The organism is Cohnella caldifontis (assembly GCF_029360585.1).
GTDB lineage: Bacteria > Bacillota > Bacilli > Paenibacillales > Paenibacillaceae > Cohnella > Cohnella caldifontis.
This window is the reverse complement of record NZ_JAQZSJ010000017.1, coordinates 26,483-51,396: the sequence shown is the minus strand read 5'-3', so window position 1 is coordinate 51,396 and position 24,914 is coordinate 26,483. Positions and strand designations below refer to the sequence as shown.

21 protein-coding genes and 1 pseudogene are annotated in these 24,914 nt (G+C 59.6%); 20 read left to right on the top strand and 2 right to left on the bottom strand.

Going from position 1 to position 24,914, the window contains the following annotated elements; all coding sequences use genetic code 11:
• Positions 1-4: 4 nt before the first annotated feature.
• The 8 genes from PTZ19_RS19775 to PTZ19_RS19740 all read left to right on the top strand — a co-directional run bounded on the left by PTZ19_RS19775 (position 5) and on the right by PTZ19_RS19740 (position 7,292).
• Complete coding sequence (locus PTZ19_RS19775; RefSeq protein ID WP_276356936.1) at positions 5-2,116, top strand: alpha-galactosidase; 2,112 nt, start codon at positions 5-7, stop codon at positions 2,114-2,116.
• Position 2,117: 1 nt separating this feature from the next.
• Positions 2,118-2,957 carry a carbohydrate-binding family 9-like protein gene (locus PTZ19_RS19770; RefSeq protein ID WP_276356935.1) on the top strand — a complete coding sequence of 280 codons (840 nt, stop codon included), beginning with the start codon at positions 2,118-2,120 and terminating at the stop codon, positions 2,955-2,957.
• Positions 2,954-3,859 carry a glycosylasparaginase gene (locus PTZ19_RS19765; RefSeq protein WP_276356934.1) on the top strand — a complete coding sequence of 302 codons (906 nt, stop codon included), beginning with the start codon at positions 2,954-2,956 and terminating at the stop codon, positions 3,857-3,859. The genes PTZ19_RS19770 and PTZ19_RS19765 overlap by 4 nt, the downstream gene beginning before the upstream one ends.
• 10 nt (positions 3,860-3,869) lie before the next feature.
• Complete coding sequence (locus PTZ19_RS19760) at positions 3,870-4,394, top strand: glucose-6-phosphate isomerase family protein (protein ID WP_276356933.1); 525 nt, start codon at positions 3,870-3,872, stop codon at positions 4,392-4,394.
• A 173-nt stretch (positions 4,395-4,567) separates the two neighbouring features.
• On the top strand, positions 4,568-5,041 hold the full coding sequence (locus PTZ19_RS19755; protein WP_276356932.1) for an SRPBCC family protein: 474 nt from the start codon (positions 4,568-4,570) through the stop codon (positions 5,039-5,041).
• Between the two features lie 143 nt (positions 5,042-5,184).
• Positions 5,185-5,730 carry a glutathione peroxidase gene (locus PTZ19_RS19750; RefSeq protein WP_276356930.1) on the top strand — a complete coding sequence of 182 codons (546 nt, stop codon included), beginning with the start codon at positions 5,185-5,187 and terminating at the stop codon, positions 5,728-5,730.
• Positions 5,731-6,127: 397 nt separating this feature from the next.
• A complete protein-coding gene (locus tag PTZ19_RS19745; RefSeq protein ID WP_276356929.1) occupies positions 6,128-6,784 on the top strand; it encodes a DUF2306 domain-containing protein in 657 nt (218 codons plus the stop codon).
• Positions 6,785-6,908: 124 nt separating this feature from the next.
• The gene (locus tag PTZ19_RS19740) at positions 6,909-7,292 is read left to right on the top strand and encodes an iron chaperone (protein ID WP_276356928.1); all 384 of its coding nucleotides are present in this window, start codon (positions 6,909-6,911) and stop codon (positions 7,290-7,292) included.
• Positions 7,293-7,410: 118 nt separating this feature from the next.
• On the opposite strand, the gene PTZ19_RS19735 is transcribed toward PTZ19_RS19740, so the two are convergent.
• Entirely contained in the window at positions 7,411-7,914 is a 504-nt protein-coding gene (locus PTZ19_RS19735) for a dihydrofolate reductase family protein (RefSeq protein WP_276356927.1), read from the bottom strand.
• A gap of 125 nt (positions 7,915-8,039) precedes the next feature.
• On the opposite strand from PTZ19_RS19735, the pseudogene PTZ19_RS19730 reads away from it, so the two are divergent.
• The 3 genes and pseudogenes from PTZ19_RS19730 to PTZ19_RS19720 all read left to right on the top strand — a co-directional run.
• A pseudogene (locus PTZ19_RS19730) lies at positions 8,040-8,333 on the top strand (winged helix-turn-helix transcriptional regulator); the annotation flags it as partial.
• A gap of 392 nt (positions 8,334-8,725) precedes the next feature.
• Positions 8,726-11,845 carry a hybrid sensor histidine kinase/response regulator gene (locus PTZ19_RS19725; protein ID WP_276356926.1) on the top strand — a complete coding sequence of 1,040 codons (3,120 nt, stop codon included), beginning with the start codon at positions 8,726-8,728 and terminating at the stop codon, positions 11,843-11,845.
• A gap of 37 nt (positions 11,846-11,882) precedes the next feature.
• Positions 11,883-12,719, top strand: a complete 837-nt coding sequence (locus PTZ19_RS19720; protein WP_276356925.1) for an alpha/beta hydrolase — start codon at positions 11,883-11,885, stop codon at positions 12,717-12,719.
• A gap of 370 nt (positions 12,720-13,089) precedes the next feature.
• Here PTZ19_RS19720 and PTZ19_RS19715 read toward each other — a convergent pair whose 3' ends face one another.
• Positions 13,090-13,968, bottom strand: a complete 879-nt coding sequence (locus PTZ19_RS19715; protein ID WP_276356924.1) for a helix-turn-helix domain-containing protein — start codon at positions 13,966-13,968, stop codon at positions 13,090-13,092.
• A gap of 132 nt (positions 13,969-14,100) precedes the next feature.
• On the opposite strand from PTZ19_RS19715, the gene PTZ19_RS19710 reads away from it, so the two are divergent.
• From PTZ19_RS19710 to PTZ19_RS19670, 9 genes are all read left to right on the top strand, one after another.
• Complete coding sequence (locus PTZ19_RS19710; RefSeq protein WP_276356923.1) at positions 14,101-15,399, top strand: Gfo/Idh/MocA family protein; 1,299 nt, start codon at positions 14,101-14,103, stop codon at positions 15,397-15,399.
• Between the two features lie 32 nt (positions 15,400-15,431).
• Positions 15,432-15,845: a hypothetical protein gene (locus PTZ19_RS19705; protein ID WP_339329344.1), complete on the top strand. Its 414-nt coding sequence runs from the start codon at positions 15,432-15,434 to the stop codon at positions 15,843-15,845.
• A 509-nt stretch (positions 15,846-16,354) separates the two neighbouring features.
• Positions 16,355-17,071, top strand: a complete 717-nt coding sequence (locus tag PTZ19_RS19700; RefSeq protein WP_276356922.1) for an ABC transporter ATP-binding protein — start codon at positions 16,355-16,357, stop codon at positions 17,069-17,071.
• Positions 17,068-19,548, top strand: coding sequence for an FtsX-like permease family protein (locus tag PTZ19_RS19695; protein ID WP_276356921.1), 2,481 nt, complete (start codon positions 17,068-17,070; stop codon positions 19,546-19,548). The genes PTZ19_RS19700 and PTZ19_RS19695 overlap by 4 nt, the downstream gene beginning before the upstream one ends.
• A complete protein-coding gene (locus PTZ19_RS19690; protein ID WP_276356919.1) occupies positions 19,541-20,365 on the top strand; it encodes a hypothetical protein in 825 nt (274 codons plus the stop codon). The genes PTZ19_RS19695 and PTZ19_RS19690 overlap by 8 nt, the downstream gene beginning before the upstream one ends.
• 155 nt (positions 20,366-20,520) lie before the next feature.
• Positions 20,521-21,744: an MFS transporter gene (locus PTZ19_RS19685; RefSeq protein ID WP_276356917.1), complete on the top strand. Its 1,224-nt coding sequence runs from the start codon at positions 20,521-20,523 to the stop codon at positions 21,742-21,744.
• A gap of 31 nt (positions 21,745-21,775) precedes the next feature.
• Positions 21,776-21,925, top strand: a complete 150-nt coding sequence (locus PTZ19_RS19680; RefSeq protein WP_276356916.1) for a hypothetical protein — start codon at positions 21,776-21,778, stop codon at positions 21,923-21,925.
• A 58-nt stretch (positions 21,926-21,983) separates the two neighbouring features.
• On the top strand, positions 21,984-24,176 hold the full coding sequence (locus PTZ19_RS19675; protein WP_276356914.1) for a sensor histidine kinase: 2,193 nt from the start codon (positions 21,984-21,986) through the stop codon (positions 24,174-24,176).
• Positions 24,177-24,182: 6 nt separating this feature from the next.
• Positions 24,183-24,830 carry a response regulator transcription factor gene (locus PTZ19_RS19670; protein WP_276356913.1) on the top strand — a complete coding sequence of 216 codons (648 nt, stop codon included), beginning with the start codon at positions 24,183-24,185 and terminating at the stop codon, positions 24,828-24,830.
• Positions 24,831-24,914 lie beyond the last annotated feature (84 nt).

Sequence of the window (24,914 nt, the reverse complement as noted above, 5' to 3'; positions counted from 1 at the left end):
CGGCATGTCCATTCGGTTTATCGAGGGAGAGCAACGGTGGGTTTTGCAAACGGAAGACATGGACTATGTCATCGGAATCGACGCCTGGGGACGGCTGGAGCATGAATACTGGGGCCCCAGGCTGGCGTCGCAGGCGGATTATGCCGCGTTAGCGGAGGTCAAGCCGTTCCGTTCTTTCGAGGACGTTCGGGGAATGAGCCGGGAAGAGATCATGCCGTGGCATCGGCTGCTGCATGCGGACCCGGGCCTCAAGCTTACCTTCGGGGACGGTACGCGGGACTTGGTTCTGGCGTATGACGGACATTCCGTGCAGGGCGGCGAGCTTCGGATCGAGATGGTCGATCGGCTGAAGCAGGTGAGAGTCAGGCTGAATTACCGGGTACAGGAAAAGTACGATTTGCTGGAGCGTTGGGTCGAGCTCGTGAACGAATCGGAGGAGGAGGTCCGAGTAGAGAGGATGATGGGCGCGATCTGGCACTTGCCCGAGCGCGGGAATTACCGGCTGACGCATCTGACGGGACACTGGGGTGCGGAAATGCAGCTGCGGCAAAACGGGTTGTCGGAAGGCAAAACGGTATTGGAGGAACGCCGCGGGCTCACGGGGCATCAGAGCAATCCATGGTTCGCGGTCGATTTCGGCGACGCGGATGAAACGTCCGGCGAGGTGTACTTCGGCGCCGTTGCCTACAGCGGCCATTGGAGCATCATGGCGGAGAAATCCCCTTATGGGTTCCTGCAGGTCGGAGCCGGCTATAGTTCGTTCGACTTCGCCTGGACCCTCGCGCCCGGCGAAAGCCTCGTTTCCCCCGTATGCATAGGCGGATATACGCGGGGGGGCTTCGGCCAAATGAGCCGGATGCTGCACGATTACCAGCGCGAACGAGTATCCGATCGCGGAGCGGAGGCTCTGCCCGTACTGTACAACTCGTGGGAAGCCGCTTATTTCGACGTGGATGAGCGTTCCCAGATGGAGCTCGCCGACATTGCCGCGAAGATCGGAATCGAGCTGTTCGTCATGGACGACGGGTGGTTCGCCGGCCGCAACGGCGACAAGGCGGGACTCGGCGATTGGACGCCGGACCCCGTCAAGTTCCCGAACGGCCTTGCGCCGCTGATCGACCACGTGCACGGACTGGGGATGCGCTTCGGCTTGTGGGTCGAGCCGGAAATGACGAACGCGGACAGCGACCTGTACCGGAAGCATCCGGATTGGGTCTATCATTACCCGGACCGCGAGCGGACGGAATCCCGGAACCAGATGGTGCTGAACCTCGCTCGGTCGGACGTGCGGGAGTTCGTTTTCGACAGCGTCGACCGGCTGCTCTGCGAATACGACATCGACTATATCAAGTGGGACATGAACCGGTACATCTCCGAGCCGGGATGGCCGGGACAGCCGGCGGAAAGGCAGAAGGAAATCTGGCTGCGGCACGTCAACACCTTGTACGAGATTTGGCGCCGGCTTCGCGCGAAGCATCCCCGTGTCTCGTTCGAGTCTTGCGCGGGCGGGGGAGGCCGCGTCGATCTGGGCATCATGCGCTATTCCGACCAGTTCTGGATTACGGACAATACCGATCCTTACGATCGGCTGTTTCAGCAGGAAGGGTACTCGTACGCCTATACGACGAAGCAGATGCGCGCCTGGGTGACGGAGTCGCCGCACGGATTGAACCGCCGTTCCGCGAGCCTCAAGTATCGGTTCCACAGCGCCATGGCCGGCGCGCTCGGCATCGGATTGAACCTGCGCCATGCCGGGGATGAAGAGCTGGAAGAATGCCGGCAATGGATCGAACGGTATAAGGCGCTGCGGCCTGTCATCCAAGAGGGGGATTTGTACCGGCTGCTCTCACCCCGTGCGGGGGACGTGTCCGCCGTTCAATATACCGCCAAGGATCGCGGCGTCGCCGTTGTCTTCCTCTATTTGCATGCCCAGCGGTTCAGCCGCCCCTGTCCCCTCGTTCGGTTGCAGGGATTGGAACCGGCTGCCCGCTACCGCTGCGAGCAGACCGGCGCCGTCCGCAGCGGCAGCGCCTGGATGGCGGCCGGCCTTCGCCCCGAGCTGCGCGGCGATTACGACAGCGCGATGTTCACGCTTGCTCGAGAGGAGAATGCGTAAGATGGCAGACGGGAAGAAGGCGGGAGAGCGGGAGTTTTTCGTCCCCTACACCTGCTACCGCACGTCGGAGAAGATCCAGGTCGACGGGAAGCTTTCGGAAGAGGCATGGAAGAAAGCGCCGAAATCCCCGAGGTTCGTCGAGGTGGTCACCGGCGCGCCTGCGCTTTACGATACCCGAGCGGCGGTGTTATGGGACGACGAGTACTTGTATATCGGATTTTGGATCGAAGAGCCGTACGTGGAAGCGCGCCAGACGGAGAGGGACTCGCTCATTTTCCTCGAAAACGACGTCGAGGTCTTCATCGATGGGGGAGACGCCTACTACGAATTCGAAATCAACGCGCTCAATACCGTTTACGAGGTGTTCCTGATCTGGAAGGACGCGTACCGGCGCGGCGGGAAGTTCGACGTGCCGGAATTCGACGTCGTGGAGAGGGACGCGTACACATTCGGCGGCAACGACGACCGGACGGGCGAACATTTTTGGCGGGGGACCCATCCGCGCGGGCTCCGATGGGCGTTCCGGGATTGGGACTTCCCCGGACTTCGCACGGCCGTGCAAGTGGACGGCAAGCTGAACGATCGTTCCACGATCGATAGAGGGTGGACGGTCGAGCTGGCGTTTCCCTGGGAAGGCATGAAGTGGCTGGCGGGCGGAAGGTCGCTGCCGCCGAAGGATGGGGACGAGTGGCGGATCCAATTCGCGAGGTACGAGAAATTGATTTCCACGGGAGCCCATGTCGGCTGGACTTGGGACCCGATCGGCACGGCGGACAATCATCGCCCGGAAGCGTTCAGCCGGATCGTGTTCTCGAATACGAACGTGGAGGATATCCGATGATTCTGTTGGCGGGAGATTTCAAGAACAGCGGGGCGGCCGTGACGTGGGAACTGCTCCGGCAAGGGAAATCGGCGCTGGAAGCCATCGAGCCCGGGATCCGCGCGGTGGAAGTCAATGAGGAGGACCCTTCCGTCGGACGCGGCGGCTATCCGAACGCGCTGGGCGTCGTGGAATTGGACGCCGCCGTCATGGACGGCAGGACGAGGGAGAGCGGCGCGGTCGGGGCGTTGCAAGGCTTCAAGCATCCGATCAGCATCGCGTACGAGGTGAAACGCCGCCTTCCGCACGTGCTGCTGGTGGGAGAGGGCGCGGCCAGGTTCGCGGAAGAAATCGGCGCGGAGCGATCCGAGCTGCTGACCGACGCCATGCGCGGGAATTGGCTCGAATGGTCGCGGCGCATGGGGCTCGACCCGCAGCGTCCCGAAGGATTGATCCAAGCCGTCACCGGCGGCAAGGATCCGCAGCGGTCCGGGGGAACGACCGTCTATTTGGCGCAGGATGCGGACGGAAATATCGCGGCGGCGACCAGCACCAGCGGATGGGCCTGGAAGTATCCCGGACGCCTTGGCGACTCCCCGATCGCCGGCGCCGGATTTTACGCCGACAACCGGTATGGCGCCGCGGCCTGCACCGGCACGGGCGAGCTGTCGATCCGCACGGGCTTGGCCCGCATGACCGTGGCTTATCTGAAGATGGGGATACCCGTGGAGGAAGCGGTGAAGGAAGCGTTGTCCGACGTCCGGGAGCTTCCGAACCATTTCAGCGGTATCACACTGTACGCGATCGACGCTTCCGGCGGGCATTATGTCGGTTACATCCCCGGAGACGGCGGGCACGTGCCCCACTACTATGTCGCCTCGGGAGACGACCGGCTTCCCGTGCGGGCTTTCGCGATCGAGTAAGGAGGATGAAATGGAGAAGCTGTTTTCGATTCCGTTGCTGCCGGTGGAGTATGAGCGATATGGAGCCCTGAAGACGGTTCGGACGCTGTCCCAGATGAGGACGCTCTATTCCGATCAGGACTCGGTAGACCGGATCCTGGAATCGGGCGATCCGGTGATCTATGAGGTTTACGAGCTGCCCCATCCGAACGACGAAACGGACTTGCTGGCGAACGTCACCGTTCTTTATCCCGGCAGGGTCGGCCGCGAACCGTATATGACCAAAGGCCATTTCCACGCCGAGCCGGATACCGCGGAAGCCGTGATCGGCATTTCCGGCAGCGGCGAGATGCTCGTCCAGAATCGGGCCGGGGAGCTCCGCAGCTTGCCGGTCATGGCCGGACACATCGCCTATGCGGGCGGGGGATGGGGCCATCGCGTCGTGAACACGGGGACGGAGAAGCTGGTGTTTTTCGCGGTGAGCGGGGCCAATATCGTCCACGATTACGAGACGGCTGCGCGCCTCAATTTCAAGCCTTATGCTGAGGGAAGATGAGAGAAGCCGTTTTTCGGCAAATCGGATGGAGAGGTGTCGGCACAACCGCCGGCGCCTTTCTTTTTTTCGTCCGCAAGAAATCCGAACGTCTTGGGAGCGTTCTGTGAGAACGGCACGGTAAACTCGTACTTATCACAACCCAAATCCAATCGCGGCAATATGGAGGGAATCGCATGTCAGCCTACGCCTATCAATTCGAATCGGACTGGAAGTTGGAAGCGGACATTCATCAAGTTTGGGAGATCATCGGGGGCATCCGGTACCACGAGTGGTGGAACGGCATCAGCTCGCGCCAAATCCACCGGAGCGGCAACCCCGGGGGAATCGGCGACAAGTACGAATACGTCCTCCGCACGAAGCTTCCTTATCAATTGTCCTGGACGGCGGAGATCGTCGCGCGGAAAGACCCGGAGTACCTGGAGATCCGGTCTACCGGCGAGTTGGAAGGCATCGGTTATTGGACTTTATCGCAGGAAGGCGGGGTCACGCACGCCCGCTATATTTGGAAGGTCAACACGAACAAGAAATGGATGAACGCGTTGGCTCCGGTGTTGCGTCCCGCATTTGTCTGGAATCACGATCAGGTCATGAAAGAAGGCGCCAAAGGTCTGGCCGCCGCCATGGGAGTCAGGCTCGTTTCGTGTTGATCGCTCCTTCCTATAGACTTTATATGAACGATATATTGGACCTATCAAGGGACGAAGCCGTAAGATGAAGGTAAATCAACGGACACTTCCCTGCGGGACTGGCTTTCGCGGTGCCGGCGGAGTGACCTCGGGAGGAGCCCTCCATGTCGATTTTCGAAAAGCAAGTCCCCGCCGTGGACGGCACGCTCGTGGAGCTATCGGAATACCGGGGGCAGGTGCTGCTCGTCGTCAACACGGCCAGCCGCTGCAGCTATTCCCGTCAATTCGCCGGCCTGCAGCAACTGCATGACCGATACCGTCAGCAGGGATTCTCGGTACTCGGGTTTCCTTGCAACCAGTTCAACGCGAAAGAACCGGACGAGAGCGCCGAGGTGAAGCGGTACTGCGAAGCCAATTTCGGCGTGACGTTTCCGTTGTTCGGGAAAATCGACGTAAGGGGGCCGTCCGCTCATCCCCTTTTCCGCGAGTTGACGGAGCAGGCTCCGTTCCGGGGCTACGATATGGAGAACGCGGAAGGCGAATGGATGGAGCGTTTTTTGCGGGAAAAATACCCGGAGATTTACGAAGGCGACGGGGTCAAGTGGAATTTCACCAAATTCCTGATCGGCCGCGACGGACGAGTCCGGGACCGTTTCGAGACGCCGGCGGATTCGCTTATACTCGCACCGGCGATCGAGAGGCTGCTGTAAGGGAAAGATGGAAAATCCGGCGGGAACGCCGGATTTTATTTTTTGATAAGAATTCGTTTAGGGAAAATCAAGATCTCCATCGTAAAATGGGCGGAGAGGTCAGACGACGGCTGCCTCATGCTTCGAGTCGGGTAAGGCTAACGGACACCGCGGACGCTATGGGGGTCGCTCCTCGGCATCGCGCATTTTAACGGACACAGTTGCGCTTATTTGGGGAAAAGCCCCACTTATAACCGGGACAAGTTACGGATAAAGGCCGCTGGGTCCGTTACGTTTTGAAAATGATGGATTTTCGACCAAATAACGGACGATGTGTCCGTTAGAATCAGAAAGAGCGACGGAAGGATGGGGATTCGTTGATGAACGTTACCGCATGGGCAGAGAGGAGAGATCAACCATGAACAAGAGCAAGCGGTGGTGGCTCCTGTTTCTGCTGTCGTTGGGCGTCATGTCCTTCTTCTCCGCACCCTATCTGACTCTGGACCCCGGCCGGAGCCGCGTGGCCGTCGAATCGACGGTGCATTACGGTTTGCTGGTCGCCCATATCGGGACCGCTTTTGTGGCGTTAATCGCCGGATTTCCGCAGTTCATCGTCGGTTTACGCGAGAGAAGGCCGGGGCTTCATCGACTGGTCGGCAGGATCTATGTCGCGGGCGTAATGATCAGCGGAGTGTTGGCGCTCGGCGTGACGGCGTATGAGAAAGACTATGTCCGGTCATTGGCGTTCCTGACGTTGGATGCTCTATGGCTCGTCACGACGTGGAACGGATTCCGATACGCGGCGAAAAAGGATTTCGCGGCGCATCGCGTCTGGATGACCCGCAGTTTCGGCATGACCCTGGTCGCTGTAAGCGCGCGCGTGTTGACGCCGATCTTGATCCTGCTGTATTTGGCGCTGAACGGTTTTTCGCTGCCGCAAGGCAGAACAGGCATGCTCGATGCGATTCTGACGGTCAACATATGGGCCGGGCTCGCGTTCGATTTCGTTATCGTGGAATGGATCTTGCTGAAAAAAACGCACGGCGCCTCCAAGACTCCCAGCCGGCGGAATTGACCTCCGCTTCAAGCGTCTCCTGGTATCGATTGCACCCCATCGGAAAATCGGTATACTGGAGATAAATTTATAAGATTGGAAAATAGATTCATATTTTTCAATCTTAGGCGAGGGGGTGAGCGAATTGGCGACGAAGACGAATTTCCAAACCGTGGACGAATACATCGGCACCTTTCCGCCGGCGGTCCAAGACGGATTGGAGCAAATCCGCCGAACCGTGAAGGAGGCGGTTCCGGAGGCCAAGGAAATGGTCCATTACCAACTGCCGGCGTATGAGTACCAGGGGATGCTGATCTACTACTCGGCATACAAGGGTCATTACTCGGTGACGTTTCCTCCGCCTTTCAAGATTTTCGAAGCGTTCCGACAGGAGCTGTCCCCGTACGAGGTTTCCAAAACGACGATCAAGCTGCCGATGGACCAGCCGCTGCCGCTGGATTTGGTCGCCGAGTTAGCCAAGTATCGAGCGAAGGAAAACGCGGAAAGAAGCCAAAAGAAGAAAAAATAGCTTTGGCGGCACGAATCGCCCGTATCCGATGACCGCCTCGCAACCCGTACGCCCGGTCTTCCGACAAGGAAGGACCGGGTGTTTTCTTGTTATTCGCCCAAGCGCGAGTCTTTGCCGTTCAGGCTACCGCGTAACGCAACTGGACGACTCCGCCGCCCAGCGGCTTGCAGTCCACCAGTTCCACGGCTTCGAACCGGTATCGTTCCGTGTCGGCGAGCAGATTCAGACCCTTGCCCTCCAGCACAGGCGCCACGTTGAAGATCAGTTCGTCCGCAAGCCCGGCTCCGAGAAACGCGTTATGCAGATCGGCGCCGCCGGAGACGAGCGCGGTCGCATGGCCTTTGTCCCGCAAGTAGTCCAACGCTTCTTGCGGAGACTTCGCCACTTTGACGCCGGGGATTTCCGTGACGCCCTTCGAGACGACGACGATGTCAATGCCGCTGAAGCCCGCGCCCCCGCCTGCCCGGAAAAACTCGAACGTCCGGCGCCCGACGATAAAATTGCCCGCCTCTCTCACGTGTGCCGCAAAATCGTCCAAAGCTTCTTTTTTCGGCGGGTTTTCGGCGCTCGATTGCGCATAATTGCCGTTGGCCGACAGCGTGGCCCACAGTTTCACTTTCATGTTTTGTTCCTCCTCGGGATTGTTTGGGGTACCCTCTCCACAAGGGTAATGAGATGTGGTACATTTTGTAAAGTAGTTACAAAAAAGTGCTATAGTTTCATCTAATGAACGATAGGGGGATCCGAATGATCGACCCGAAATGTTCCGACGCCATCGAGCCGATCTTGGAACTGCTGGAGGGCAAGTGGACGCTGCTGATCCTGCGCGGTTTGTTTAACGGCCTTAAGCGTTTCGGCGAACTGCGCCGCGCGCTGGACCCGATCAGTCCGAAGACGCTGACGGACCGGCTGCGCCTGCTGGAGGAAAAAGGAATCGTGACGCGGAAGCTTTTCTCGGAAGTGCCGCTGCACGTGGAATACGAGTTGACCGAAAGAGGACAAGGGCTGCAGCCCATCTTCGCGGCCATGCGGGCTTGGGCCGGACCGGTATCCGACGAGGAGACATCCGGGTGGATTCGGCGGGAAATGGCGAAAGCGTACGCGAATGCGGATGCGGGTCGGCGCCCGGAGAACGAGCCGGATCAAGCCCTGGCGGAAGCTCCCATCTTGTTGGGCCGCGAAGAGGGAAGCCATGAACTGAAGCATTTCGTTGACGGACATCCCGTCGAAGCCGGCGCCTGGATCGAGGCGAAATTCGGGGAAGGCTGGATCCGCGGGCGGTATGAATGGAGCTTGGGCAAGGATACCCTGATCCAAATCCATTCCGCGGACGGCGAAGTGGTCTATATCCGAGAAGGACATCCGGTAAGGCTGAAGCTTGGGAGAATTTTGGGAGCGGAATCGGCTATGCTGTCCAAAAAGGAAGTCGGGGCGTGACGAAAGTGAGGAAATGGCGGCATCGGATGCCGAACGTATGGCGGTTCCCCTTCCGGGCGGCGGGCCTCTCGCTGATTCCGCTGCTTTCGGTCGTTCTCTTGATCGGAATCTATGACCATACCGTGCCGAACTGGTCGGCGCCTGAAGCCCGGCAAGGCGTTCTCGATCTGAGCCGCTGGGATTTCGGCCGGAGCGGGTTCGTCAATTTGGACGGGGAATGGACGTTCTACCCGGGCCGGCTGCTGTCGCCGGGCGATATCCGAAGCGAAGGGGCGGACTCCGCCAAAACCGTCACCGCCCATATACCGAACGCCTGGCAGGGCGGCCGTTCTCCGGACGAAGCGTCGGGGACGCCTTACGGCACGTACCGGCTGAAGATCCGGCTGAAGGAGAGCGGCGGCAGCTACGGCATCCGGGTGAATAATATCAACCGGGCCCACCGCCTGTACGTGAACGGCGTTCTGATCGGCAGCGGGGGAAACCCGTCTGACGATCCGCGGGAGTTCGTGCCGGAGAACAAGCCGTACACGACTTTTTTTCATGCGGATACCCAAGCGCTCGACATCCTGGTTCAAGTGGCGAATGACGATGCCGCACACATCGGGGGTTTCGAAGATCTGCAGTTGGGTACCCAGACGGAGATGCTCCGGAAAGACGAAATCGTCTTTTCGTTCGAGTTTTTCGGCCTGTTCGCCCTGTTGCTGTTCGGCGGCTATCATTTGAGCATCTATGTCATGAGGATGAAGGACAAAGCCTATTTATACAGCGGCCTTTATTTCCTGACCTTCATCGTTTTCGTCGCGTTGGACGGGGATAAGCTGCTGCTCCAGATGGCGCCGGGCATTTCGTATAATTTGGCCGATAAACTGTATGATTTGAGCGGTTTCTCGAATTTCGTGGTGCTGGGCGCTTTTCTTCACCATCTGGACGGCAAGCTGCTGTCTCGCAGGCTGCTCATGGCGCTCGCGGCCCCGATCGTCGTCTATCTGGCGGCCGTCGTCACGCTGCCGAATTCGGCGTATTCGTTCCTCGGCATGTTGCCTTGGGACTACGCCCTGCTGTTGGTCGCCTTCTATCTGTACCGGGCCATACGGTTGTACGTCAAGCAGGACGGCCAGTTGGACCGGAAGGAGACGGCGCTGCTCGGCGGCGTTCTCTTGTCCATTTCGGCCATTTTGCTGGTCGGTTTTTTCTATGCGATTGGATGGGTCCAGACGGACCTCGGCCGCCGAATCTCGTTTTTGTCGTTGATCACGTTCATGAACACGCTGCTCGCCTTCCGGCTCGCCCGGGCGACGGACCGCACGGAGCAGCTGACGGACCAGTTGATTTTGCGGGACAAGCTGAAGGACGAATTTCTCGCGAATACGTCGCACGAGCTGAAGACGCCGCTTCACGGCATCCAGAACATGGTTTCCTTTTTGTTGGACGGCAAAGCGGGAGAGCTGACCGAGCGGCAGCGCAGCGAGCTTTCGCTCATCCAGGACACGTCGACGAAGCTGTCGGCGCTCGTCAACGACCTGGTCGACGTCGTCCGGCTCAAGCATGGAGACTTGAGGCTGGCGGAATCGGTGCTCGATCTGCGCGTGGCCGCGCAGACGGCGTTCCAGGTGCTGGAGTTCGAGTTGTCCGGCAAGGACGTCCGCTGGGTGAACCGGATCGAACCCGGGACCTTCGTCCGGGCGGACGAGAACCGGGTGCGCCAGGTGTTGTACAACCTCATCCATAACGCGATCAAGCATACGAAAAAAGGACGGATCGAGATCGGCGCGAAGACGGAGGAAGGCCGGGCCGTCATCTCGGTGGAGGATACGGGAGTCGGAATTCCGAAGGAAAGCCATGAAGCGGTTTTCGGCTATTTCGAGCAGGCCGAACAACTGCTGCCGAACGACGGATACACGGGGATGGGTCTGGGCTTGTACATCAGCCGGCAATTGGTCGAACGGATGGGCGGCGAAATCGGCGTGGAGTGGTCCGAGCCGGGTCAGGGTACGCGGATGACGTTTACGCTGCCGGCCGTTGACGCGGCAGACTTAGGCTTGGGACATCTCGAAGCGGCGGCTTCTTTAGAGGACGGCATCGAGGCGCAACGGCCGGAACTGGATATCTTTGACCATCGGAGAGGCCGCACGATTCTCGTCGTCGACGACGAGGCGGCGAACGTCCGGATTCTGCTCAACCTGCTGGGCGACGAGTATAACGTGTTGACGGCTTTTTCGGCGAAGGAGGCGCTCGCGAAACTCCGGGACCGCCCGGGCATCGATCTGATGATCCTGGACGTCATGATGCCGGAGATGTCCGGCATCGATCTGTGCCGGACCGTGCGGGAGAAACGCTCGGTGCTCGACTTGCCCATCCTGTTCGCGACGGTGCGGGACTCCCTGCACGACATCGAGCTCTGTTTCCGCGCAGGCGGCAACGATTTCATCGCCAAGCCTTTCGACCCGAAAACGCTGGCGGCGCGGGTCCGGACCCTGCTCGCGGGGAAAGCGGCGATGGAAGAGGCCGTCAAGCACGAAGCCGCGTTCCTGCAGGCGCAGATCAAGCCGCATTTTCTGTACAACGCGATCAGCAGCATCGTCTCCTTCTGTTACACCGACGGGGAGAAAGCCGCTTACCTGCTTTCGATGCTGAGCCGTTACCTGCGGTATGTTTTCGAACGGGATCAGCAGGCGCCGCTCGTTCCGCTGAAGGGGGAGTTGGAGCTGATCCAGGCTTACGTGGAAATCGAAAAGGCGAGATTCGGCGACCGGTTGGTCTTCAAGCAGCACGTGGACCCGGGGCTCGAGAAGGTGCTCGTGCCATCGCTCACGATCCAACCTTTCGTCGAGAACGCGATCCGGCACGGCCTGTTCGAGAAAGAAGGGGTCGGCACGGTCACGCTGACGGTCTCGGACGGCGGAGAATATCTCCGGTTCGACATCGTCGACGACGGCGTCGGCATGGCGGACGAAGTGCTTTACCGCATCCGCGCGGAAGAACGCCCCGACAGGGGCGGCGGCATCGGCATGACGAACGTCCGCAAGCGCCTGGCCCCGATCCCCGGCGCGAGCTTGACGGTGGATTCCGCTCTGGAGCAAGGAACGAGGGTTACGGTATATTTGCCGAAACCATGAGAACGGCAGCGGGCCGGGCGGCAAGGAGGACGCGGAGATGCGGGAACGGGAAGGAGAGTTTGCCGGGGCAGGCGGTGCCCGGCTGTTTTACAGAATGGCGGCTCCCGTGGAATCGGCCAAAGGCGTCGTAATAGCCGTGCATGGACTCGGCGATCACAGCGGCGGATTGCGGAACCTGCTGACCGCATTGGTAGAAAACGGCTATCTCGCGTACGCCCTTGATTTGCGCGGTCACGGAAAAAGTCCGGGAAAACGGGGGTTCATCCGGACGTGGGAGGAGTTCCAAGGGGATCTGCACTCGTTTCGGGAGCGGGTCGTATCGGAAACCCCGTCCCTTCCCCTGTTTCTAGCAGGGCACAGCTTGGGCGGCGTGATCTGCGCGGATTATGCCTTATCCCGCGGTCAGGGGATGTCCGGGCTCGTTTTGATCTCCCCCGCCATTTCGTACGAAGCGACTTTTTTCGAGAAATGCCTCATTGCTCTCTTGGGAGCGTGGAAACCCGACTTCGCCGTCCAAAAAAAGGGAAATCAGGAATGGTTGACGCAAGATTCCGAAATTCGGGCCCGGCTGGCCTCCGATCCCCTCCGGCACGACACGGCGACCTCGGGCCTCGGTCTCGGGTTGATGAAAGCCGTCGGCAGGCTGGGAAAAGAAGTCGTGTCTCTCCGAATCCCGCTCCTGCTGCAATTCGGACTCGAGGATCGGATTACGCCCCCGGCCAAGCTGCGGGATTTTTACCGTTCCGTCGGTTCCGCGGATAAGCGGGTCTTCGAATACGCCGGGATGCGGCACCGTCCGTTCGACGACTTGCGGCGGGAGCTTTTTGCCTGGGACCTGCTGGAATGGTTGGACGGGCATGCGATCGCGCGCTGAAACGACTTTGGCATGCGAATGCGCAGATTCTTCGGTCACCCGTTATCCCAGGATATGCGGCAACGGATTAGAACCGCCGGTCCCCCAACTCGGGGACCGGCGGTTTTTTGTCCAAAGCCAGCGGCCGGGATTTCGAAGGGGAACATGGGGAGATGCGTGGGATTTCGGGTTTAAAGGATCGGAGTTATTGCATTAAAGCAACAACTCTGGGGAAGCGCCGGAATTCCGTTGTTCTCCCGTTCCATGTTCAAGCCGGTATTTCCGTTCCGCGATCAAGCTAAAGCAATCCATTCCACGATCATATCGGTTTTCCCGACCCGTATCTTCCGAGCGCGTCGTTGCGTCGTTGTCCGTTGACGACGATGCATCATCACTTGGCCGGCTGCCGTGTTTGCCGGAATTGTTGCCGATAGGTGCGGGGCGGCATCCGGACGAGCGACTTGAACACCTTCTCGAAATGGGAGAAGTTCTCGAACCCGACTTCGGCCGCGATTTCGGTAATGCGGGCGTCCGATTCGCGGAGGAGCCGCTGCGCTTCCTTGATCCGGGTCATGCCGACGTATTCGGCGATGCCGAAGCCGGTGATTTTCTTGAACGTGCGGCTGAGATAGCTCGGGCTCAGATAGAAACGGCTGCTGAGCAGGTCGAGCGACAACGGCTCCGCGTAATGCTGGGCGATATACCGGGCGACTTCCGTCATCTTGGTTTCGGTCGGCGAGGGGGCCTCCTCGAGCAGGCTCTCCGTATCGGCGCTGCGCGCATGGCGGGCCGTGTGCAGCAGCACCTCCGCCGCCGCGTGGCGGACGGTCAGCGCGTATCCGGGCGGCCGGTCCTGGAGCTCGCGCAGCATGGCGTACAGCAGCTGCTCGACGCGCAGCCGGTCCGGCGCCGGAAGGCGAAACACGCGCCGGGAGCCGAGGAACGGGGAGCGCAGCAGCTCGGCCTCCTCCGCGGGGAACTGACGGAAGAAACTCTCTTCGTAATAGAACACGATCCGCTCGTGGTTCGGCACGCCCGTGTCGGACGTCCGGTGCACTTCGTGCCCCGGGATCAGCACGAGGTCGCCGGGCTGGATGGAATACGAGCGGTCTTTGATGAAGTAGAACCGTTCTCCCCCGAACAAATAATACAGCTCGTAATGTCCGTGCATATGTTGGACCGTCATGGAATAGTGGCCCTTTCTCCGGTTGTATTCCAGATGGAACGGATCCTGCGGACTTCCGAACCGGAGTTCGCTGACGAGATTCATCCAGGGCGCCTCCATTAGAGCAAAAAATGCGGGTTTTCATGAATTGTAGCATAAATCGCGGAGCGAATATGCACATTTTGCGGTACATTTTTCTCAATGGCACGCCAAATTTTCGGAGGAGCGATGGTTAGGATGAAGAAAAAGACGTACGTGCAGGTCGGCGCGGGGGGACGGGCCGAGTTTTTCTACTCCGCGATCGCGACCAGCTTCCGCGAAACGTCGGAGCTGCTGGCTTTCTGCGATATCAACCAGACCCGCATGGACTACGCGAACAAGCTGCTGAAGGACAAATACGATTACCACGCGGTAAGAACCTACAAGAGCGACGAGTTCGATAAAATGATCGAGACCGAGAAACCGGACGCGGTCATCGTCACCAGCGTGGATCGGACGCACCACACCTACATCATCCGCGCGCTCGAGCTCGGCTGCGACGTCATCACCGAGAAGCCGATGACCGTCGACGAAGAGAAGTGCCAACAAATCGTCGACGCCGTCGAACGTACGGGACGCAACGTACGGGTGACGTTCAACTACCGCTACGCCCCTCACCACACGAAAGCCCGCGAGCTGATCGCCGGCGGAACGATCGGCAACGTCACTTCGATCCATTTCGAATGGCTGCTCAACACGCAGCACGGCGCGGACTACTTCCGCCGGTGGCACCGCGACAAGCGCAACAGCGGCGGCCTGCTCGTGCACAAATCGACGCACCACTTCGACCTCGTGAATTTCTGGATCGGTTCGCAGCCGGACACCGTATTCGCGATGGGCGATCTGCTGTTCTACGGACGGGAGAACGCGGAGAAGCGGGGCATTACGAAGTTCTACGACCGGGCCACCGGCCATCCGAACGCCAAAGGCGACCCGTTCGCCCTGCACCTGGACGAGAACGAGCATCTGAAGGCGATGTACTTGGACGCCGAGCCGGAGGACGGTTACCGGCGCGACCAAAGCGTGTTCGGGGACGGAATTTCGATCGAGGATACGATGAGCGTCCTGGTCAAGTACAAGAACAAAGCGCAGCTCACGTATTCGCTGAACGCCTATCTGCCGTGGGAAGGCTATAATATCGCGTTTAACGGCACGAAAGGCCGCATCGAAATGAAGATCGTCGAGCAGTCGTACGTCAACTCGGGCGGCGACAAAGCGCTGGAAGGCGCGGTGAAAGGCGTGACGATCCTCGTCTTCCCGATGTTCGGCGAACCGTATAAAGTCGATTTCGAAATGGGCGCAGGCGGACATGGCGGCGGCGATCCGGTGCTGCTGAACGACATTTTCGGCATCCCGGTCGAAGACGAATTCCACCGGGCGGCCAACCACGTCGACGGCGCGCGCTCCATTCTGACGGGCATCGCCGCGAACAAGTCGATCCGCACGGGACAGCTCGTGAAAGTTGACGACTTGGTGAAATTTCCGACATCCAAATAACGTTCGGCTCATGAAGATAGAGGAGGACGGCCATGTTCTACTCGCTCCGGAACCAACTGATCGCGGTTTTCGTCCTGCTGTTCGTGTTGTCTTTCGGAGCGCTGTCCTTCCTCATTTTCAATGAATCCCGCTCGATCGTACGCTCCTATATCGAATCCTCCGCCCTCGAGAAGATGGACCAGTACGGCTCTTATGTCGATATGGTCCAGACGCAGATCTACGACCTCGCCTCCATCATTTTCAACAGCGACCTGACCCGCGATTGGGACGAGAGCCTCTCGAATCCGGGATTGACGGACGATGAGAAAGTGCTCGCGAACCTCGAACTCAGCAAGTTCCTCACCCGGTCCGATGGGACGTCGATTTGGGGGAGATATGTAAAAATGTTACTCATCTCGGTCCGAAGGGACGTCGATTCAAGGGAATTAAGTAAAAAAATTACATAACTCGGCCGCGGAGGCGTTGAATCAAGGGAATTAAGTAAAAATGTTACATAACTCAGCCGTCGGGACGCCGATCTGGGGGAATTAAGTAAAAATGTTACATAACCCGTCCGATAAGGCGCCGAGTCAGGGGTTTTAACCCGACGAGCGTCCGTTCTTCCTGGAAATCGCGGAGCGGGACGGCATCCGGATCGAGATCGTGAAGCCTTTGTTCGAAACCGCTGTGCGCTTAACGGAACTGAGTTCTTCTATTTCGCCGGCTAGGGTTCTCAGTATGGAAATAACGGAACAGCGTTCCTCTATTCTCTCATATGCGACAAGCCTCGTTCCTCGCGAACGAGGCTTTTTTGCGCCTGCCCCGCAATTTTTTGCGCGGGACGGGTCTTTTTTATGCGCGAGCCCTGCGAGCCGTTTGCGCGTTCGGCCGACCGGCGCCGCCTTATGATGGGAACATAACAACCGATCCACGCTCAGCCAGCGCGGATCGAAATCAACCATCGGAGGAATCAAGCATGATCCGTCTGGAGAAAGCGTCCAAAGTGTTTACCCAGGAAGCGGGCAGCTTCACGGCGCTCAAAGAAACCGATCTCGCCATCGGGAAAGGGGAGTTCATCGCGATCATGGGCCCGAGCGGCTCGGGCAAGAGCACGCTGCTGCAGCTGATGGGCGGGCTGGACCTGCCGACGTCGGGCCGCGTCGCGGTGGACGGAACCGAACTCCACAAGCTGAACGAGAACGAGCGGACCCTGTTTCGGAGAACGAAGATCGGCTTCGTGTTCCAGAACTATCAGCTGTTGCCGGTGATGACCGTCGCCGAGAACGTGGCGCTGGCCATGGCCGCGAACAAATCCCCGAAATCCGAGATCCATCATCGCGTCACCGAACTGCTGAAGGAAGTCGACCTGGCCGACAAAGCGGACCAATACCCGTCCCGCCTCAGCGGCGGGCAGCAGCAACGCGTCGCCATCGCCCGCGCCCTGGCGATGAAGCCGCGCCTGATCCTGGCGGACGAACCTACCGGCAACCTGGACCGCAAGACCGGCGCCGGCGTCCTGGAGACGCTCACCCGGCTGAACCGGGAAGAGGGAATCACCGTGGTCATGGTGACGCATGACGAGGAAGCCGCGAAAGCGGCGAGCCGGATCGTCCGCATCCGGGACGGCGAAGTCGTGCGGGACGAAGCGAATCGCGCGCAAGAAGCCGCGCCGGAAGGAGGGGACCGGGCGTGAACGCATGGCAGATCGCTTGGCGGCAACTGAAACGCCGGAAGCTCCGCACCTGGCTGACGATCCTGTCGATCGTCATCGGCACGGCTTCCGCGCTGGCGGTGATCTCGGCCGTCGACTCGGCGAAGTCGGCGTTCCCGCTTTATTTGAAGGCCGCCTTCGGCAAAGCCGATTTTACCCTGAACGGAACCGATACGTATTTTCCGCAATCCGTCCAGCCGGAAGTGGAGAAGCTGGCAGGCCTGATCTCGATCGCGGGGGCTAAACAAAACACGAAGCTGCATCTCGACAAGGAAGGCGTGTCCGCCATCCAGAAACGGGTCGATCTAACCGGCTACAGCCGCATGGACACCCCGCTGACGAACTTCAAAGTCGTCAAGGGAAGCTTGACGGAAGGCGGCGCGGTCATCACGGATCGCACGGCCAGAGTCTGGAAAGTCGAACCGGGCGACACGATCGCATTCGATACGGACAAGGGAACACGCGAAATCCGGGTGTCCGCCGTCGTCCGCTACACCGTCGAGCTGATGGGGCCCGGCAGCTGGATGATGGCCAAGTTCCATCCTTGGTCGGTGGCCGTCCCTCTGCCGGTGTTGCAGGACTGGTTCGATCTGAACGGCAAAATCCAGTCGATCCAAATCAAATCCGACGCCGGCGCCGATCTTGACCAAGTCGGCAAGCAGCTCGACGCGCTCGCCAAGCGCCTCGGATCGGTCTACGTGCAGCCCGTCGTACTGGATTACAGCACGCAGTTCAAAGAGATCAACACCTTCTTCCTGCTGCTGTACCTGGCCGGCTTCCTGGGTATCGCCCTAAGCGCGTTCATCATTTTCCACTCCATGTACGTCAGCATGAAAGAACGCCGGAAAGAGTTCGCGGCGATGAAGACGATCGGCTATACGCCCGAGCAGCTGAGGGGGTTCGTGCTGATCGAGGTGGCGCTGATGTCGATCATCGGAACCGCGGCCGGCCTGGTCATCGGGCTCGGACTCGCGCAGCTGCTGAAAACGGTCATTTTCATGGTGTTCAGCGTTTACGATCAGCCGACTCTGGAACTGTCGAAAGGGGTCGCGATCGCCGTGCTGGCCGGATTGCTGGTGCCGATCGCCGCCGCGTTGTATCCGATCCGCCAAGCCAGCCGGGTCAGCGTCGCGGAGGTGCTGAAGGAGCATGCCGCAACGAACGCTTCCCGCCGCGTATGGCCTGCCGCATGGGGCGTTCTGCTGATCGTGGCCGCGTTTTTCATTAAACATCTGCTGCTGATCGTACCGCTCATGATCGGCGCGACCTTGATTTTCCCGTACTTGTTCGACTTGTTCGTCCGCCTGATGCGTCCAATGCTCCGCCGGGGCTTCAGCGGCCGGCTCGCGGCCGGCAATCTGAGCCGGAACCAAGGCCGCACGGCGATGACCTCCGTCATCCTCTGCCTGGGCATCGCGATGATCGTGCTGATGAGCTCGCTCAACTCCGCGCTCATCCAATCGTTCGAGCGGGTCATTCATGCGTCATACGGCGGCAACTTGGACGTTCATCTCCACCACATCGAGGATACGGACCTGGAGAAGATGAAGGCTATTCCGGGCGTCGCCGACGCGGAAACGTACCCGCTGCACGAAGCCGTCTGGATGAAGGACGGGCAGAAACGGAAAATGCTCGTGTACGGCGTGGATCCGGTGAGGGCCGACAAATTCCCTCTGTTCACGGTAACCGGAAATACGCCAAGCAAGCTGATCGGACAGCTGAAGCCGGACGAAATCGTCCTCGACCGGATCGCATTCGGCGCATGGGGCGGCGAAATCGGTCAAACGATCGAGTTAGCGGCGCTTCACGGCACGAAATCGTTCAAGGTGGCCGCGGTCGTCGACACCATGAAAAACAACGGGTTCGGCGCGTTCCTGAGCAAGGAGAATTTCCGGGAGACGTTCGGGCTGAAGTACGAGAAGAACATTCTCGTCATTAAAGATGACGTTACCACCCCGGTTCAGCTGAGGGAGCGGATCTTCAATCAATACGGGGAGCGGGTCATGGACATGTTCGGCCCGGAGGACTGGGTTTCCGTCGTCGGCTCTACGTATACCGGTTCTTTCGCGGTGATCGACTTCCTGGTCGTGCTGTCCATCGTGATCTCGGGCATCGGGATCGCCAATACGCTGCTGATGAACATCATGGAGCGAGTCCGGGAGCTCGGCATGATGCGCGCGGTGGGCGTGACTCGCCGCCAAGTCGTCCGGGTGGTGAGGATGGAAGCCCTCGGCATCGGCCTCGCGGCCACGCTGATCGGCCTTCTGCTGGGCGTCGTTCTGATCTACGTGACCTCGACGTTCGTTGAAATCCATTCCTTGACCTACAACTTCGGAGTCCCTTGGATCATCCTGTTGGCGATCGCCCTGTTCGGCCTTGCGGTCACCTGGCTCGCCAGCTTCATGCCGGCCTCCCGCGCCGCCAAAACCGACTTAAGCGAGGCGCTTCGATATGAATAAACGACGGACATCATCCCTATCGGTCCTGCTGATCCTGGCGTTTCTCCTGGCGGCTTGCTCCTCCGGCGCCTCCTCTTGGGAGGACGAAGAGTTTCACGAAACCGGCACTGAGCGGATCCTGTCGGATGACGTGAACGCGCTCTGGACGCTTAGCGACGCGGAGGCGTCCGGAACCGAAGCGGTGCAGCGGATCCGGCTGGAGACCCGGAAGCGGGACGGCCAACCTATCGAAAACTTCGATCTCAACCATGAGAAGCTGCTGCACTTGATGGTCGTCAGCAAAGACTTGTCCTATTTCAACCATATTCATCCCTACTACAAGGGCGGCGGCGTATTCGAAATCGACAATGCGTTCCCTGCGGGCGGCGAGTATCGGCTCGTGGCCGATTTCAAGCCCGCGGAGGGCGACGCGATGACGAAGATGGCCTGGATTCGGGTGCCGGGAGAGCCGGCGGATCCGGTTCCGGTCGTCCCCGACGAAAGCCTGGAGAAGACGGCCGACGGTCTCCGCGCGGGGCTGACGATCGACCGGTTATCCCCGAATGCGGACACGACGCTCGCCTTTACCCTGTCAGATGCCGCAACCGGACAGCCGATCCGCGATTTGCAGCCTTATCTGGGCGCGATCGGTCATGTCGTGATCCTGTCGGAAGACGGCGAACGCTACGTCCACGTCCATGCCGAAGAGGGACAGGGCTCCGGGCCGGAAGCGGTCTTCTCCGCGTCGTTCCCGGGAAGCGGCATCTATAAAATCTGGGGCCAGTTCCAGCGGAACGACCGGGTGACGACTTTCTCTTATGTCGTTCGCGTACCCTGATCGCGCTCCAACGCCCGGAGGCAGGACCGCACCGATTGCGCAGGCCCCGCAAATCTTTGCGGGGTTTTACGCGAAACGTGCGGTTTTGCATGACCGGAACCGTAATACAATGAATCCACCTAGTCCACCATCTATCCGAAAGGCGTTGATCCCGCATGCGTTCCATAATCGCCAACCGCGTGATCCGATCCATTCTGCTGTCCGCCGTTTTCCTGCAGCTCGGGATCTGGGTCCGCAATTTCGCGATCCTGCTATACGTGACGGAGCAGACGAATCAAGATCCCGTCGCCGTCTCCCTGATTTCGGTGGCCGAGTTCGCGCCGATTTTCGTCTTCTCCTTCATCGGAGGCGCGTTCGCCGACCGCTGGAGACCGAAGCGCACGATGGTGCTCTGCGACTTGCTGAGCTCGGCGTCGGTTTTCCTCGTCTTGCTCGCGCTGACGCTGGGCAGCTGGAAAGCCATCTTCCTGGCCACCCTCGTCTCCTCGGTTCTCTCGCAGTTTTCGCAGCCGGCCGGCATGAAGCTGTTCAAGCTTCACGTTCCGGAAGACCGGATGCAGGCGGGCATGTCGATGTACCAGACGATCCAGGCGATCTTCATGGTCCTGGGTCCGATGCTCGGCACCTGGGTGTTCTTCCGTTTCGGCATCGAGGCCGCGATCGTCATCATGGGCATCGGCTTCCTGTTGTCCGCCGTCATGCTGACCTTCCTGCCCGCGGACCGGATGGAAGAGAACCTGCCGAAGGCCAACTTGCTGGCCGACATGAAAACCGGATACCGCTACGTCGTCTCCAACCGGATGTTCGTCTACATGGGCGGCTTCTTCCTCGCCGCGGGCTTGGCGCTCGGGCTGATCAATCCGCTCGGCATCTTCCTGGTTACGGAGAACCTGGGTTTAACGGAAGATCATCTGCAATGGCTGACGGCAGCCAACGGCATCGGCATGTTCCTGGGCGGCATGCTCGTGATGGGGCTTTCCAAGAAATCGAAACCCCAATCCCTGCTCGTCGTCGGATTTACGGCGAATGCCGCCGCGGTTGCGGTGCTGGGCGCCGCCAAAATGCTCGGGCTGGCCTTGGCCGCTCAATTCCTGTCCGGCATGATGGTTCCCTTCATACACATCGCCTGCAATACGCTGGTCATCAAGCATGCGGAGCAAGCGTACGTCGGCCGGGTGACCGGCATCCTGAACCCCCTCTTCATCGGAGGGATGGTGCTGAACATGAGCCTGGTCGGCATGCTGAAATCCGGGCTGCCGCTCGGCGCGATTTTCCTGATGGCCGCCGGCTTGTTCCTGATCGGGGCGGTCGCCGCGCTGCCGCTGCTGCGGAACCGCAAGCTTATGCGAATCGAAACCGCGCAAGAGACCTTTTCCTGAATAAACTCGAACCAACGAGGAGCGACCGAACATGATGGAAAAGAACCTGTCCATCCGAACGTCCACCGGGGATATCACCATCGATCCGCAGGAGCCGCCCGCGGCTGCCGACATCGACTTGCGCACGGAAGTCGGGAAAGTCGAAGCCGACACGGAAGCGGGCCGTATTCTCCCGAAGTAGAATCCGGGATATAATGGACGCAAGCTATTTCCAGCCGCATCGCAGAGGAGACGGATTCATGGCCGGGAACCGGGCCCCGAACGGGGCAAGCAGCATCAAGGAAGAAGTGTATCGGATCGTCGCCGAAAATACTTCCGACGTCATCGTTCTGGTCGGAAGCGACGGTCTCGTCCGCTACGTGTCCCCGTCGATCACGAACATTACCGGAATCAGCGTGGAAGAATATATGGGGATGGACGCGTTCGACGTCATCGCCCCGGAAGACCGGGAGAGGGTCCGTGCTTCCTTCCTGCAGGTCATTCAGCAGAAACGGGCGTTAGACGTGAATTATCGGGTCCTGCATGTCGACGGCCGTCCCCTGTACGCGGATACGCGGGTCAAGCCGGTCCTGGACGAGAGCGGCGAGGCGGTTTACGTCGTGGCGGTCGTCCGGGACGTGACGGCGCGCAAGCAAACCGAAGAACTGCTGGAAAACATCCTGGACAACGTGAATGCCGCCGTGTGGTCGATCGACAAGGATTTTACCCGTTACAACTATTTCTCCGCCAGCTTCGAGAGAATGGCCGGCATTCCGAAAGAGGAGTTCATGGATCGGCCCATCCGGCTCCATGACCATATCCACCCGGAAGACAATGTCGCGCTGATGGGCGATGTGAAGGACAAGCTGGATCGGGGGCTGCCGGTTCGGCAGGAGTTCCGTTGGACCCATCTTCCGGAAGAGACCCGCTGGGGTCAGATGACGATCATGCCTCACTTGAACGCGGCCGGCGACGTGGAGCGGCTGGACGGCATGATCTTGGACATTACCGAGAAGAAGCGTTCCGAACTGGCGCTGGAAGAGAGCGAGCAGCGGTACAAATCCCTGTTCATGCACAATTTGGACGGCGTGTTTTCGATCGAGATGAACGGCTTGTATTTCGTCGACGCCAATCGGGCTTTCGTGGACATCACCGGCATCGAACCGGACAAGCTGAAAAACCGATGCTTTATCGGCATGATCTTCGACGAGGACCATGCTTCCGTATACGAAACGCTCCATGAAGTCATGCAGCACGGGGAACCGCGCGATTTGGAATGCCGGCTCGCCGATTGGGACCGCGGGGAAAGGATCGTGAGCATCACCTTCGTGCCGATTATCCTATCGGGCGAACTCACCGGCATTCACGGCATTCTCAAGGATATCACCAAGCGGAAGCAGGAGGAGCGGGATCTGATCCGGAGCGAGGAACGGACCAAGTTCCTGCAGGCCAGCCTCAACCGGCTTTCGAACGATTTGGCCGGCGTCATGAAGGTGTCGGAGCTGGAAAGCCGGCTGCTCGAGGAAGTCCGCGCCGTGCTCCCGGATGCCGGGGTTTCGATCGACGAGGCGCCGGACGTCGGGGAAACGCCGGACCCGCCGCCGGGGACGATCCGCGTCCGGATCGGCGAGAAGCCGCATCCCGTCTTCCTTTCCATTACGGCCGCCCATCCCCTGCACAAAAGCGAGGAAGAGTGGCTGGCAACGGCCGTCCGTTACGTCACCATCCTATACGACAATCTCCATCGCACCGAAGATCTCATGAAACGGCTAGAGGACCTGGTGGCCGCGGACGAGACGCCGACCTGGATGCTGCGGCTGCTGTTCCGGCTGTCGGAGAAAGAACGGGCTTCGCTGTCCAGCGACTTGCACGATTCGGTGCTGCAGGATTTGATCATCTGGTACCGCAAGCTGGAATCGCTCCGTTCCGCCGGCTCCTTCGACGAACGCAACCGGGCGGCACTGGGGCAGATCGAAGAGGGTTTGCTGGACTCCATCCATCAAATCCGGATCACGTGCAACGAGTTGCGGCCGCCGTTTTTGCTGAAAATGGGTCTGGTGGAATCGCTGAAGAGCTTGTTCTCGTATGCGAGAATGTTCGCCAACTACGAGATCGAATTCTCCTCCGATCAACTGGACGTCGCGCTGAACGAAGACCAGATCCTGGGCATGTACCGGATCGTGCAGGAGCTTCTCAACAACGCGAATAAGCACTCCAAGGCGGACAAAGTATCGATGGCTTTGACGGATGACGGGAGCTTCGTCCATTTCCGATATTCCGACGACGGCGTGGGGACGAACCTGTCCGGCCTGGAAGGATCCTATCAGCATATGGGCATCACGGGCATCGAGAAGCGGGTGCAGAGCTTGGAAGGCCAAGCGGTTTTCCGGTCGGCCCCGGGTCAGGGCTTTCACGTTGCGGTTCGAATACCCAAGCAAACGACGGAAAGGTGAGGAAGGATGGAAGTTTTATTGGTCGACGATCACCGGTCGGTCGTCGAAGGCACGAAAATGCTGATCGAATCGGAACCGGACATCCAGGTGACGATCGAGACCGACGTATACAAAGTGACGGACTTGGTCCGCCTGAAGAAGTTCGACGTCATTTTGCTGGATCTGTACATGCCGAACATCAACGGAGCCGACTTGACCCGCAAGCTGCTCGATTACGTGCCGGACGCGGTGATCCTGATTTACTCGGGCTTCGAAATCGCGCCTCACTTCAACCTGCTGATGGAATCCGGCGTGTCCGGCTTCGTTTCCAAGACGTCGACCCGGGAGGAGCTGATCCAGGCGATCCGCTGCGCGGGGAGGAAGCAAGCGATCATCCCGATGCAGCTGCTCCGCCAGCTCAGGCGGCAGGAAATCACGGTGCAGGACGAGACCGGCCGGGAGCCGACGACGATCACCCAGGAAGAGGACCGGCTGCTTCGGGAGCTGGTCAAAGGGAAGAGCAACAAGGAGATTTCCAAAACGCTCATGATCAGCCAGCGTTCCCTCGAATACGGCCTGACCGAGTTGTTCCAGAAGCTTCACGTGAACTCGCGGGTCCAAGCGATCAAGAAGGCGAAAAGCTTGGGGATCTTGCCGGCGGAGGATTTGTATTGAACGCAAAAAACGAGCGGAGCGGAAGGGGTTCGACCCGCGCGCCGCTCGTTTTCGCGTTGAATTCATGATCCGGGGGCTCCCCCA